Below are 13,268 nucleotides of genomic sequence, written 5' to 3'. Positions count from 1 at the left end.
AATTCGGCAGGAGTTTTGATTTATGCTTCGAACGCCCATTCGCCCTGACGCATGACAGGTTCGCGCGACCCGTCCTTTTTGATTCCGTCGATGTCCATTTTCGGGGAACCGATCATGAAGTCGACATGGTTGAGGCTGACGTTTCCACCGGCGCTGACAAATTCCTCGTCATTCAACTCCGCTCCACCCGTAAGTGTGAAGCGGTAGGCTCTTCCGATCGCAATGTGACAGGATGCATTTTCGTCGTAGAGTGTGTTGTAGAAAAGGTGTCCGCGTTTTGCGATGGGGGAACTGGCAGGAACGAGTGCCACTTCGCCGAGTCGATGCGATCCTTCATCTGTATCCACCAGTCTTTGCAGGGCGGCTTCGCCTTTCTTTGCATTGACCTTGACGATGCGTCCGTTTTCAAAGGTCACTTGAAAATCTTCGATCAATGTGCCGCCGTAGCTTAGCGGGAAGGTGGATGTCACAATGCCATCGGCGCGGTTTCTATCGGGAAGGGTAAACACTTCCTCAGTGGGCATGTTGGCTGTGAAGATCACGCCATTTTGTGCCATGGATTGTGCGCTGATCCATTGATGTCCATTTGGAAGACCAAGAGTGAAATCTGTGCCGGGCGCGGAGTAATGCAAGCCGGTGTATTGTTTTGCCTGCATATATTTTCCGCGTTTGCGAAGATTGACGATATGAGCTTCCCAGGCGGCAATGGGATCGGGTTGGTCGATGCGTGTGGTTTCGAAAATCGCATCCCATAATTTTTGCTGGGCTTTTTCTGGTTCAAGATCCGGGAAAATTTTCTTTGCCCATTCTTCACCAGCTGCGGCCACCACACACCAGTTGACGGCATTCGTGGTGACTCTTTCACCGACCCTGCTGTAGTGATTTAAATGGGTCTTTTGCATGGCCCCGACGATTTCAGGGTCAAGACCGCCGAGCAGGTCTGGGTTCGAGCCGTTGATGGAAAGCAGGGCATCTCCATTTTCGATCATTTTCATGACCGCGTCCACCTGCCAGGTTGGATATTCATCGAAGGAATCGCGCGGCGCATTTTGAACACGCAGGCGCATCATTTCTTCATCACTCCAAAGCACTTCCACATACTTTGCACCGACCGCGTATGCGGCCTTGGCAACTTCACGAACCAGCGGAGCAAATTGATATGGGACGCCGCGTGTGGCGGCAAGAGTGATGATCAGGCGTTGACCTGCGCGTATGTTCAGGCCTACTTTTACGATCGCTTCAGCATACTTCTGCAGTAATTCTTGATGTGTTTTTCCAGACATGGGATCTCGAGGTAGAGGATTTTTTCCAAGTATAGCACGGACAACTATTTTTCGCCCTTGGAATTACTTTCTGTTTCATATTTAAGTTGCGATCGGTGGGGTAGATAAAAAATGGCCGGGCGAGCTTCGTCGCGGCCATTTTTGTCGGTTACACCTGGAATTTTACTGGTGAACTTGTCTTTTGTTCTTCCCCGTCTTCGAGCTTGCTCAATGGCAGAATGACATGGAATTGACTGCCGGGAAAGTTGATTTCGTCATAGCCCGGGCTTTCCACGTAAATTCGCCCGCCGTGCGCTTCGACAATTCCTTTTGCAAGCGCCAACCCCAGGCCTGCACCGCTGCCTTTGAAGCGGGTCTTGCTGGTAGAGTGCTTGCCCAGTTCACCGGGTTGATAGAATTTTGTGAAGATGATCTCGCGGAAATTCGGGTCTACACCGACGCCTGTGTCGGCGATGACGATCTCGAGACCGCCGTTGGGCAGGTCAATGATCGCGGGGATGCTGTGCCCGGTGACGGTGATCTTTCCATTATTGGGCGTGAATTTGACCGCGTTGCGGATCAGGTGATGGAATAACTTTCGCAGCAAATTGGGGTCAGATTTGACATGCGGGAGGTTGGGCAGGTCAATGGTGAGCGATTGTTTTCGCTCCTTGATCGAAGAGGCCTGCTCAATACAGATTTCCTGGATCAAATGCCCAAGCTCAACGGGTTGGATGTGCGGCTTGAGGGAGCGCGCATCGATCTGGGCGATGTCGAACATCGAGTCCATGACTTCGTGCAGACGGATGGTGCCATCGTGGATGCTGTTCATGATCTGCTTGAAGTTCGGGTCGAGGTTGGTATCTTCCAACAGCATTTCTGTGTAGCCTTTGATTACGGTCAATGGTGTACGTAATTCATGCGAAGCAATGCTGATGAAGTCGGATTTTGCCTGATCGATACGTTCGAGGTCGCGATTGTTCTTTTCCAGTGCGCGCCGAGCCTGACGCAGTTCGTTGTTCAGACGCATGAGGTTGTCCACCAGCCTTGCGTTTTCCAACGCGACAGCAGTTTGATTCGCGTGTGAACCCAGGGTGACGAGGTCTTCATTGGTGTAGCGGTTGCGGCTGAGTTTTGGACCAAATGCGAGCAGGCCGATCCATTGTTTTTTTGCAAAGATGGGAATGTACACTTCGGTGTGAAGCTGGTTGAACCAATCCCGCTCAAAGGGCGAAGCAGACCGAAATACCGGGAGCAGGTCAAGGTCATATTGAAGAAGCGGTTTTTGTTCCCGAATGAAATACGAAGCAATGATCCCGTTCTCATCCAATTCCACGGCGATCATTTGTCGTTCTTCGGGACTGCGCGCCGAGCGAAGCCTGTAGGTTTTATGTCCGTCTGCTTCGCGGTCTGAATCCACCAGGAATAGAAATCCGCGCTCGATCTGCATGGCTTCAAGAATGATGCCGACTGCGATGCTCGCAAGGCGGTCCATGTCCAAGATGTTGCTGATGCTTTCACTGTATTTATGGATGGTGTGACTGGGGTTATATTGATCGCCCTTTACCCAATTATTGACCGCGCGCGAAACCAGATTGAGCATCGGAGCGAACATCAAAGTAAGCAGCAATGCGATAAAAGCACCTGCGAGCAGTGGATTGAAGTTTTTCGATGTCCCGAAAACGGCCTGCAGTAGTAAATACCCCGCCGCATAAACACCGACGATGACGATTGAGATCAAGGCGTAAGCGAGGAGGCGTCGAAAGATTTGTTTCAAGTCGGGGACGTTGTGCGTGCCGATGACATAGGCCATCAAAACCGCGGCCATCAAACGCAAAGGCTGGCCTGCGATGAATGTGTTGGAGAAAAGCAATACATCGTTGATGAACAACAGAAAAACGGTCGGCCACCAATAGTTCAAGCGATTACGGAACAACTGCTGGCGCGCTTGTTTGTTTTCGTTTGAAATGGCAAGCACCAGCGAGATCGAAATAATGAGCCAGCCCAAGATCGCCCACGCTGGCCCGAGCCGTTCACGCTGTAATGTCAGTGTGCCATTGGACCAAAGCACATCGGGAAGTTTGAGCGCGTTGGTCAATATCAGCGCAAGCCCAAGCATCCAGAGGATCCACACACCGACCCAGATCCACCAATTTTCATGCTTCATGAATGTTTGGAAGGCCAGCATCAGTATTGTTATGAGCGTGAATGCTACATAGATCTGGATTTCCTGAAATGGCAGTGCGCTGCCTTTTGAGGCTTCGATCGCTTCGGCTACATTCAAGACCATTGCGATCAAGGCAAAGGAGGCCGCCAGCCATATGGATGCGCCATGACCATCGTCTCGCCGCTGCATGGCAAAGAAAATAATGGGAAGATATAAGGCTCCCAAAAGGAGCAATAAAACGAATAATGTGGGTGATGTATTCATGCTTGCAGGGAGGGATTTTACCCGAAAAAATTCGTTAATCGGTTATCATTGTTGTTATGCTAATCTCCCGCGCATCCCGTCTTAAATACAATTTTTCTGTGGATTTCTTTCGCCCGGACGGACACGTAACCTTCGCGGATCTCGCCGCCGCCCGAGCCTTTGCCGCACAAATGTCAGCGCCTCGTACTGACCCGGTACCTGGTTCTGACCTATATGCATTTTTCCTGCTGGATGAGGCCTACCACATCATCCTCAAACATTATTTCAGTAGATACACCGGCGTCATGGGGCGCGCCATGGGGGTGTTGCAGTCCAACCTCGGTTCAAAATATGACCTGACTCTCGGCAAATTCATCGAGGAATTTCCGCCCATGTCCGTCTTCCTCGGACAGACAACCGCAGGCGTATATCTCGCTACGAAACTTCCGAACTTCGGCGATTTCGGTCATGGTGTACGTGCCGCCGCTGTCGAAGAAATGTTGCTGATCAATAATTCCAATAACAATCCGGCCCTGACCCGCTATAAGGCCCTGATCGACGAATCGGTGATGGCCGGTTCGGCTTACAAAGAACTGGTGCAATTGTTGCTTGATTTCTTTGCCCGCCAGCCGGGGTTCGGGAATGGGGAATTTGCGTTGGGCGAAACCCTCAATGAACTGCTGACCGCACCCATCAAAGCCTCTCCTGATTCGCTCGAAGGCCAGCTGCGATTTATCGTTCAAAAGTGGGGACATTTGCTTGGCGAGTCATTCTCCTCAAAATTACTGCGTGGCATGGATTTTCTCCGCGAAGAGACCATCCGCCTGCAAACCAAACAGATCGATTCTTCTCAAAAAGTTGAGACTTATGTGCCGAGCTTTGGCGGCAGCGAATACGCTGAATACGAACGCTACAGCCCGGACAAAGAGTGGATGCCGCGTCTCGTTTTACTCGCAAAGAATTCCTATGTTTGGCTCAGCCAGCTTTCCAAAAAATATCAGCGTGAAATCGTCACCCTCGACCAGATCCCCGACGAAGAGTTGGACTTGCTCGCTTCACGTGGATTTACCGGCTTGTGGCTCATTGGTCTGTGGGAACGCAGCCGCGCTTCACAGCTTATCAAACAACGCATGGGGCAGGCAGATGCGGTTGCTTCGGCATATTCGCTCCACTCCTATGACATCGCCAGTGATCTTGGCGGCTGGAACGCGTTGAACAATCTTCGTTCCCGTGCATGGGCGCGCGGCATTCGACTCTCTGCTGACATGGTTCCCAATCACATGGGCATCGACTCAACCTGGGTAGTAGAGCATCCTGATTGGTTCTTGTCCACCCCGAACTCCCCATATCCATCTTATTCATTCCGCTCGGAAAATCTTTCCGATGATCTGCGGGTTGGCATTTATCTCGAAGACCATTACTACGACAAGACCGATGCCTCTGTTGTCTTTCAGCGCCGCGACCTGCAAAATGGCGATCTGCGTTATATCTATCATGGTAACGACGGCACATCCTTCCCATGGAATGACACAGCACAATTGGATTACACCAATCCCGTTGTGCGCGAAGCGGTCATTCAGGTCATTTTGCATGTGGCGCGCAATTTTCCCGTCATCCGCTTTGATGCGGCGATGACTCTCGCCAAGAAGCACGTTCAACGATTATGGTTTCCCGAACCTGGCGCGGGTGGCGCGATTCCATCACGCTCGCAATATGGCATGACCAAATCTGAATTTGAGGATAAAGTCCCAGAAGAGTTTTGGCGTGAGGTTGTAGATCGCGTCGCTGCTGAAGTTCCCGACACGCTTTTGCTTGCAGAGGCTTTCTGGTTGATGGAGGGGTATTTTGTGCGCACGCTTGGTATGCACCGCGTTTACAACTCTGCGTTCATGCACATGCTGCGTGATGAAGACAATGCCAAGTATCGCCTTGCCATCAAGAACACGCTTGAATTCGATCCGCAGATCCTCAAGCGCTATGTCAACTTCATGAACAATCCTGACGAAAAGACCGCCGTTGAGCAATTCGGCAGCGGTGATAAATATTTCGGCATTTGCACGGTTCTCTCCACGCTGCCTGGTTTGCCCATGTTCGGACATGGACAGGTGGAAGGCTTTGCTGAAAAATATGGCATGGAATATCGCCGCGCCAAACTGGATGAAACTGCTGATGATGGCCTCATTCGTGGTCATGAATGGCGGATCTTCCCGCTTCTTCACCGCCGACACCTGTTCGCTGACGTGGAGAAGTTTCTGCTCTTTGACTTTTACACCTCAAGCGGCAATGTGAACGAAGATGTATTCGCATACTCCAACCGCCACAACGACGAACGCGGACTCATCGTTTATCACAACCGTTTCGCCAACACCAGCGGCTGGATCAAAACCTCCGCCGCATACATTGATAAATCCTCGGGTAGAACCGTCCGCAAGAATCTTGCCGAAGGACTCAGCCTGCCGCGCGTGGGGCACGTTATTTTCAAAGATTATTCTTCCCAACTCGAATACATCCGTTCCTGCAAGGAGATTTGGGAAAAAGGTATGTACATCGAACTCGGCGCCTATCAATGCCACGCCTTCGTGGATTTCCGCTTTGTCGGCGACAGCGAATGGCAGGCCATTTGCGATCAACTGAACGGCGCAGGCGTCCCATCCATGCAGGATAAGTGGAAGGAAATGTTTGCTGCCAAAGAAGAGACTCCAGTTGTGGAGGCGTCAGTCAAGAAAGTAAGAAGAAAGAAGAAAGAAGTGAGTTTAGCCAAGGCGAAGAAGGTTCCTGCCAAAAAGAAAGCAATTGTAAAAAAGACCGCCGTCAAGAAGGCTGAGCCCAAAACGAAGAAACCTAATGCAAAGCCTGCGGTAAAAACCAAGAAGGCTGTCCCTGCCAAGGCGAAGGTTGTGAAAAAGACAAAGCCGATTGCAAAGAAGTCCAAGAAGGAAGTGGAAGCTCAAAAGCCAACTGTCTCTACAAAGGCAAAGAAGCCTGTCAGGAAAAAAAGCTCAAATTCTGCGGCGACAAAAAAGAAGTAGAAGTAACTGAAAGGAGGTCTCATGAAACTCTCATGAGACCTCCTTTTTTGGTTTCATGATGGCGATCAGAGTTTGTATAGGAGGGAACTCATTATTAATGTAGAAGCAATTATCGGCTAAGCCTGAATCGGGCACTGGTTTGCGTGTAGTCAATTTATTGTGAAAGTCTCAAACCCTACAAATACCATACGAATCCATGACAATCGGATATTTGTTATTGACTTGCATTTTGAAAAGTACTATACTCATCACATCGAGGTAACGCCCATATGCGCTTATTTCACGGAAATACTCAGGCAAGTTGATTAAACACACGCGGATATCCCCGCGTGTGTTTTTTTATAATCCCCAAAAAAGGAGATACATACAATGGATTCTGGACTGATTGGAAAAGTAGAAAAGGCAAAACGTTACGCAGAGGACCGACACCGCTTCCTCTTTAATCAATTTGACCTTAATTTCCACGGCGATAATAGTGAGCACCATGTTAGTTACAATAAAGGTGTTTTTAATTGCGACTGCGAATTTTTCATTACCCATAAGCGCTGCGGTCACTCAATGGCGCTGGAGATCCTGCTCAAAGGCATGATTGTCGAGACTGTTGAAGCCTAAAAACTGAATACTGAGGCTGCCCTCCGCAAATGCGCAGGGCAGTTTTTTTGTATTACCCTGTTGGACCGCTGAATTGTTGCTTCGCTGATTTGCTCACTCCCATGGAATTCTCAGTAAATCCTAAACTTTTTGGTGTACAATTTTCTTTATGAAATCACAATTTTCCCGACGCGACTTCTTAAAACTTGGCGGGCTTACCCTGGGTGGGCTGGCGTTTTCGCCCTTCCTGCCTGGGTTGACCGATTTTGACGATGGGTTCGTGGTGCGTATCGCCACCGACCAAATGCCTGTGCGTTCCGACCCGAAGGATGAAAGCCGAATTTATCAAACTTGGTATCGCGATGACCTTGTGCATGTGTACGAAGAAGTGAAAGCCGAAGAACCAAAACATAACCCCGTCTGGTATCGCGTGTGGGGTGGTTATTTGCATCGCGGGCGTCTGCACCGCGTGAAGACCATTTATCAAACTCCTGTATCCAGCATCCCTGAAGGAAAAAGACTTCTTACTGAATCCACGGTTCCCTATACTACTCCGTATCGCTTCACAAAAGCACGAGGTTGGGAGGCTCTTACTCCCCCGATCTATTATGGTTCGGTACACTGGGTGGATGGGGTGACGGAAGGCCCCAAGATGGCCGATTACACAGGCGCATGGTATCGCATTTATGATGAGTTGGATTCGAATGTGCCATATTATGTGCCCGCCATCCATTTGCGTGTTTTGCCAACCAGCTACTTTGAACCGATCACACCTGAAGTTCCTTACGATGATAAATTGATCGAAGTAAATCTCACAACGCAAACACTGGTTGCCTATGAATATGGAAAGTCCGTTTTTCAGACGAACATTTCCTCGGGCATTCGCGGCGGCGGCTTGGGTGGTGAGAAGGGGATTTCCACGACAACACCGAACGGCAAATTCACCGTTTTGGATAAGGTCCCAGCCAAGCACATGGGTTACAGCTACTTCAGCATTGGAAAAGGCGGCGATGTAACCACCGACGAAAGCGGATATGTGCTGCCGGGCATTCCCTGGTCGACGTTTTTCACTCCTGTCGGCCATGCTTTTCATGGAACCTACTGGCACGAGAACTTTGGCCAGGAGATGAGCCACGGTTGTATCAACATGCGCACCAATGAAGCCAACTGGATCTTCCGCTGGGTACAGCCAGATCACAGCCCCGATGCGGTCTCCAATCATCGCGGACGCGGCACAAAAGTGGAAATCCATTATTAATTCTTTTGTGGATTTCCTGCCCTCATCCTTAATCTCACCCCAAAGATCTGACAACCCCTATGCCTATTCTTAGCTGGAAGGGAAAGCATCTCGCCGCGCCTGCGCCTGCTTCTCTAATTCAAGATGCCATTCTCTACCCGAAAGGAAACGGCTATCCCAAAGCCCGTCCCGATGGACGAGTCATTTTGGGGGATAACCTCTCCATTATGGCGGCGCTTCTCCCCGAATACGAAGGCCGTATTGACCTGATCTACGCCGATCCTCCGTTTTTCACAAACCGAAAATTTTCCGCGCGTATTGGCCGCGGCGAAGATTCGCGCAAACCCTCAAAATGGAAACTGGCCGAGGGGTATCACGATGCCTGGCCTGATCTTGATTCATATTTGCAGTTTTTGTACGAACGGCTTGCGTTAATGGTTCGTTTGCTTTCACCAAATGGGACGTTATATCTCCACTTGGATTGGCATGCAGACGCTTACGCTCGTTTGATTCTTGATGAACTGCTGGGTTCGGAGGGGGTTTTTATCAATGAGATCATCTGGGCCTATCACGGTCCATCTCCGATCAAAACAGCGTTCAATCGAAAGCACGATACGATTCTGTCTTATGCAAAAGGCAGGGATTATACGTTCAATGTGGATGCTGTCCGCGAGCCGTATAACCAAAGCACGATCAATACATTCAAATCATCGCGTAAAGCAGGGTTTGGAAAGATTCCCAATCTTGAGCGTGGAAAAGTGCCTGAAGATTGGTGGTATTTCCCCGTTGTGGCGCGGCTTCACAACGAGCGCACAGGATACCCGACTCAAAAGCCTGAGGCTTTGATGGAGCGGATCATCCTTGCGTCATCCAATAAAGGCGATCTGGTTGCGGATTTCTTTTGCGGTTCGGGGACAACTGCCTTGGTGGCCGCAAAACATGGCAGAAAATTCATCACCAGTGATAAGGCTATTCGCGCCGTGAATACCGCGCGCGGAAGGTTGACAGACATGGATGCCGTGTTCTCGCTTGAGCGGGATGCTTCCATAAAGAGCGATCTTGTAACAGCAGCAAAGAACATAAAGGTACACGTCTCTGAAAATTCCATTCGCTTGGAAACCAAACGGAAACTGGATTTCTGGGAAGTGGACCCTGATTGGGATGGGAAAGTGTTCAAGAGCGTGGCGCAGGTTCAACGGCACGTGAGAAGCGGTGAAATTCCCCTGGAGTTAAAAATAAAAATCGGGCACAAGCGCAAGGCTTGTATCCGATTGGTGACGGTTCAGGGAAAACAGGTCCAGCTAGATATCTAGGCGATACCCAACGCCGCGGATCGTTTTTAGGAATTTTGGATTATCAGGGTCAAGTTCTATGGCGCGTCGAAGCCATGAGATGTGTACATCAAGCGTACGTGTGTCGCCGGTGTAATTTGTTTCCCATGCTTTTTTGAACAGGGGTTCGCGTTCGACGACTTCGCCGTGTTTATCCATTAGTAAATGTAACAAGGTCACAAGGCGCGGGGTGAGCTTTGTGCTTCTGCCGAGGCAGCGTACGCGGCGTTTTTCCAGATCGAGCCGAATGGGGCCGACATGCAAAACGTTCTTTCCATCGCCTGGTAAAAGCGGTTTGATGCGGTTGACAAGCTTTTGTACGGTGAATGGCAATGCAAGCACGGCATCTGCTGCATCTTTATTTACATCGCCTTCGTTTTCAACGATCAGGATAATGGGAAGCTTTGCATCTTTTTCGCGAATGGCCTGACAGATGCGCAGGCCCGTGCTGCGCAGGGATGCGGCATTGATTACCACAAGGCTGGGGCTGACATCTTTAAGATGCGCAACCGCCTTACTGCCATTTGGAGCAGTTTGTACATCAAATCCCTTCTTTTGCAAATCAGATGCAAAGGAAGGGATTTCTGAATGGTGAACTTCAATGACCAGAAGTGTTGTGGTCTTCATAATATGTGAATGGATGATGCCTGTGTTCTATAGAGAAATACTTAACAATTTGTTGTTGATTTGAGTAAGTTGATTTTGTTAAGGTTTTGGTATTATACACTAAATCTTAACAAATTGTTTTTAATCAAAGGTACTATTCCATATTAATTGAATTGTCGTGCACAGGTTTCTCACAATAACAGTTTTATTGCTTTGCTTGACTTTTATATGATGTGTATGGTAATATCGGCGGGCTTTACTATACGATGCGGGGTGGAGCAGTGGCAGCTCGTCGGGCTCATAACCCGAAGGTCGCAGGTTCAAATCCTGCCCCCGCTACTAAATAAAGAAGAGACCGAAAGGTCTCTTCTTTTTTTTTATATCTACCATTTGCAGTCGGGGGTTGTGTTGATGCCTGCAGATTTTCCAACGCGTTTGTACATCGTTACATTGGTGAATGGCTCATCGAGCAGGCCATCATGAATGGCCCAAGAGCGTTTGCGGATTCCATTTGCGGCTTCGGGTTGGCGGAATGGAGTTGAGCCGTCGAGTTTTGCGGCGAGGTCACCTCTGCTTTGAAAACCTGCGTGGATGCTATCCATGAGACGTTTGCCGACCTGATATGAAAAGCCGTAGCGTTCAAAGATGACCGCGTTGTGATAATACAAAGGTTCGACGAAATACATGTCGTGCCCAAGCGCGGTGACGAAACCCTCAAAGGCTTCAATGGCTTGACCCAATAATCTTAATCCGCGGCGTACCTGGCCTGGAGCCAGACCCGCTTCGAGAGCTTCTGTTTCCGCTGCGATGTTTCTTTGCAGGGTGCCAAATTTGGTTGGGGAGCCGTTCGGCATTTTGTCCACATTGAAGCGGGGAGAGTCTGGGTCGTTGAGGATGTATAGCAGGACATGGATCTGTCCATTGAGGGTGTCGGTAAGGTGGGCGTACAAAATGGGGTCGGGAAAATCGACCTGGTGATAGAGGCGCATTTCCACGTCTGTTGAGCCAGTGGCAAAGCGGAATTGCAACAAGTTGTACCCTGCGGCTGAGGTGAGCGGCGGGATATTATATTTTTCCAAAAGGGCTGTGGGGATATAGCGCGCGTAAATGGCGCGCTTTTCTGATTCATGCAGCAGATTGATTCCGCCGATGGTGGAGGGGGGCATGGTGTAGTCTCCTTGTTGCTAGTCTTATAGTCTTGTAGTCGGACTGGCAGACCACTTGGCTAGTGACTAACCGACTATCTCACTCTTGTCGCGCGTTCGTTGCTGCGGGCTTCGTCGCGTTTGGCGATGGTGGCGCGCTTGTCGTAGGCTTTTTTGCCTTTTGCGAGGGCGATCTCGATCTTGGCGCGACCGTCTTTTAGGTAGACCCGGGTCGGCACGACGGTATTGCCCTTGATGCGGACGTTGTTCCACAGTTCGCGGATCTGCTTTTTGTGCAGAAGCAGACGTCGCTTGCGCTTCGGTTCGTGGTTGAAGTATTTCCCAGCCTGTTCGTAGGGAGCGATGTGCGATTCGACCAGCCAGGCTTCTTCGGCATTGGGAATATCGATGAAGGCTTCCTGGATGCTGATCTGTCCGGCGCGGATGGATTTGATCTCCGAGCCATGCAAGACGAGGCCTGCCTCGAATTTTTCCATGAGGAAGTATTCGAAGCTGGCTTTGCGGTTGGTTGCGATTACTTTAATATCTTCTGTCACGGTTTGATTTTAGCATAAGTGAAGTGCGAGGATGAATAGTGAATAGTAAGTAGTGAGTAGGGTGGGTGTGTTAGCCCCATTTGTGGACGGAGAGTCCTGCGAGGATGCGGAGGATGCCGATGAGGATGAGGGCGTTGACGAGGCCTGCCATATCTGCGATGGCGGGGGCGATGAGGGAGCCTGTGAGGATGGCGGTGTTGAGGATGATGGAGTACCACGCGAGGTGCGAGGGACGGTCATTGGGGGGGATTTTTTCGAGCATGTAGTTGATGTAGGCGCCGTTGATCATGGCGAAGAGGAAGCCGCCGATGAAGGAGAGGCCATAGAATTGCCAGGTGTTTTCAGAGAAGGCAAGCAGGAGCGGATAGATCGCCATGCCTGCCGCGCCCCATGCAGTGACCAGCTTATTGCCGTAGCGGTGTGCGATGCGGCGGAATTGTGTGGAGCCGATGAGGACGGTGAAGGTAATACAGGGCGGTGCCGATGCCGATATTGTTGTCGTTGAGGTTGAGGACGCGCACGTTGTAGAGCGGATAGATGGGCGTGGGCAGGAAATGCGTAAAATGGAAGAAGAAAAGCACGAGCAGAACATTTCGGAATGGGGTCTTCCAGATGTCGAGGCGGAGGGCGGAGTGGATGCCACGGGGAGAGTCTGTTTGGGGTGTTGGGGCAGGTATCGGTGAGACAGAGAGCGGGGCGGTCTCTTCCAGGGGTGTGACATGATAAATGTGGTAACTGCTCATCGCCGCGCCGAATGCTCCAATCGCAAAGATGACTTGATAACCTGTTTCAAAGGGTAGGCTTTTGAGGATGGTACCTGCGATGAGCGAGGTGAGCATGTATGCGATGGCGAAGGTGACGTTGCGCGTGCCTGCCACTTGTGCGCGGAAGCGGTCGGGGACGGATTCGGCAAAGAGGGCGTTGAAGCCGACGCCAAGCGGGGTGAGGGGATGGCCATGAGGAAGGCGAGGATGATGAGCGCCCAGATTTGACCTTGCGCATCAAAGAGCCAGGGAAGGGGAATCCAGAAGAAGTAGCCGATGCGGAATACGACGGAGGACCAGAAGACGGCGCGGCCTGTGTGGCGTTTTTCGATCCAG

Annotated in this window: 10 protein-coding genes, 1 tRNA gene and 1 pseudogene; 5 read left to right on the top strand and 7 right to left on the bottom strand. The window is 50.5% G+C overall.

Annotated elements, in window-relative coordinates:
- Positions 1-20: 20 nt before the first annotated feature.
- Together IPI86_RS09825 and IPI86_RS09820 are read right to left on the bottom strand one after the other, a co-directional pair.
- The gene (locus IPI86_RS09825; RefSeq protein WP_345297823.1) at positions 21-1,283 is read right to left on the bottom strand and encodes an aminopeptidase; all 1,263 of its coding nucleotides are present in this window, start codon (positions 1,281-1,283) and stop codon (positions 21-23) included.
- A gap of 148 nt (positions 1,284-1,431) precedes the next feature.
- On the bottom strand, positions 1,432-3,693 hold the full coding sequence (locus IPI86_RS09820; RefSeq protein ID WP_345297822.1) for an ATP-binding protein: 2,262 nt from the start codon (positions 3,691-3,693) through the stop codon (positions 1,432-1,434).
- Between the two features lie 56 nt (positions 3,694-3,749).
- Here IPI86_RS09820 and IPI86_RS09815 point away from each other — a divergent pair, with 56 nt between their 5' ends.
- The 4 genes from IPI86_RS09815 (at position 3,750) to IPI86_RS09800 (ending at position 9,842) form a co-directional block, all read left to right on the top strand.
- Positions 3,750-6,701 (top strand): alpha-amylase family glycosyl hydrolase, encoded by a 2,952-nt coding sequence (locus IPI86_RS09815; RefSeq protein ID WP_345297821.1) that lies wholly within the window; start codon positions 3,750-3,752, stop codon positions 6,699-6,701.
- A gap of 369 nt (positions 6,702-7,070) precedes the next feature.
- A complete protein-coding gene (locus IPI86_RS09810; protein WP_345297820.1) occupies positions 7,071-7,313 on the top strand; it encodes a hypothetical protein in 243 nt (80 codons plus the stop codon).
- Positions 7,314-7,461: 148 nt separating this feature from the next.
- A complete protein-coding gene (locus tag IPI86_RS09805; protein ID WP_345297819.1) occupies positions 7,462-8,550 on the top strand; it encodes a L,D-transpeptidase in 1,089 nt (362 codons plus the stop codon).
- A 59-nt stretch (positions 8,551-8,609) separates the two neighbouring features.
- Complete coding sequence (locus IPI86_RS09800; protein WP_345297818.1) at positions 8,610-9,842, top strand: site-specific DNA-methyltransferase; 1,233 nt, start codon at positions 8,610-8,612, stop codon at positions 9,840-9,842.
- Here IPI86_RS09800 and IPI86_RS09795 read toward each other — a convergent pair.
- Positions 9,831-10,487 (bottom strand): response regulator transcription factor, encoded by a 657-nt coding sequence (locus IPI86_RS09795; protein WP_345297817.1) that lies wholly within the window; start codon positions 10,485-10,487, stop codon positions 9,831-9,833. The two genes, IPI86_RS09800 and IPI86_RS09795, sit on opposite strands and share 12 nt — an antisense overlap.
- A 246-nt stretch (positions 10,488-10,733) precedes the next feature.
- Here IPI86_RS09795 and IPI86_RS09790 point away from each other — a divergent pair.
- Positions 10,734-10,805 (top strand) — tRNA-Met (locus tag IPI86_RS09790).
- Between the two features lie 44 nt (positions 10,806-10,849).
- On the opposite strand, the gene IPI86_RS09785 is transcribed toward IPI86_RS09790, so the two are convergent.
- From IPI86_RS09785 to IPI86_RS09770, 4 genes and pseudogenes are all read right to left on the bottom strand, one after another.
- Positions 10,850-11,632, bottom strand: a complete 783-nt coding sequence (locus IPI86_RS09785; protein WP_345297816.1) for a hypothetical protein — start codon at positions 11,630-11,632, stop codon at positions 10,850-10,852.
- Positions 11,633-11,706: 74 nt separating this feature from the next.
- The gene (gene smpB / locus IPI86_RS09780; protein WP_345297815.1) at positions 11,707-12,168 is read right to left on the bottom strand and encodes an SsrA-binding protein SmpB; all 462 of its coding nucleotides are present in this window, start codon (positions 12,166-12,168) and stop codon (positions 11,707-11,709) included.
- Positions 12,169-12,238: 70 nt separating this feature from the next.
- Entirely contained in the window at positions 12,239-12,760 is a 522-nt protein-coding gene (locus IPI86_RS09775; protein ID WP_345297814.1) for an MFS transporter, read from the bottom strand.
- Positions 12,714-13,046: pseudogene (locus IPI86_RS09770) on the bottom strand (hypothetical protein); the annotation flags it as partial. The gene IPI86_RS09775 and the pseudogene IPI86_RS09770, both read right to left, overlap by 47 nt.
- Positions 13,047-13,268: the final 222 nt, after the last annotated feature.

Source organism: Candidatus Villigracilis affinis, assembly GCF_016705895.1.
Classification (GTDB): Bacteria; Chloroflexota; Anaerolineae; order Anaerolineales; family Villigracilaceae; genus Villigracilis; species Villigracilis affinis.
The sequence above is the reverse complement of the archived record's forward strand: the minus strand, read 5'-3'. Positions and strand labels throughout refer to the sequence as shown.

Excerpts from the sequence above, each read along its gene's own strand:
- IPI86_RS09805 (WP_345297819.1), top strand. The coding sequence starts at position 7,462 with ATGAAATCACAATTTTCCCGACGCGACTTCTTAAAACTTGGCGGGCTT.
- IPI86_RS09800 (WP_345297818.1), top strand. The coding sequence starts at position 8,610 with ATGCCTATTCTTAGCTGGAAGGGAAAGCATCTCGCCGCGCCTGCGCCT.
- IPI86_RS09775 (WP_345297814.1), bottom strand. The coding sequence starts at position 12,760 with ATGTTCTGCTCGTGCTTTTCTTCTTCCATTTTACGCATTTCCTGCCCA.
- IPI86_RS09820 (WP_345297822.1), bottom strand. The coding sequence starts at position 3,693 with ATGAATACATCACCCACATTATTCGTTTTATTGCTCCTTTTGGGAGCC.
- IPI86_RS09810 (WP_345297820.1), top strand. The coding sequence starts at position 7,071 with ATGGATTCTGGACTGATTGGAAAAGTAGAAAAGGCAAAACGTTACGCA.
- IPI86_RS09785 (WP_345297816.1), bottom strand. The coding sequence starts at position 11,632 with ATGCCCCCCTCCACCATCGGCGGAATCAATCTGCTGCATGAATCAGAA.
- IPI86_RS09795 (WP_345297817.1), bottom strand. The coding sequence starts at position 10,487 with ATGAAGACCACAACACTTCTGGTCATTGAAGTTCACCATTCAGAAATC.
- IPI86_RS09815 (WP_345297821.1), top strand. The coding sequence starts at position 3,750 with ATGCTAATCTCCCGCGCATCCCGTCTTAAATACAATTTTTCTGTGGAT.
- IPI86_RS09825 (WP_345297823.1), bottom strand. The coding sequence starts at position 1,283 with ATGTCTGGAAAAACACATCAAGAATTACTGCAGAAGTATGCTGAAGCG.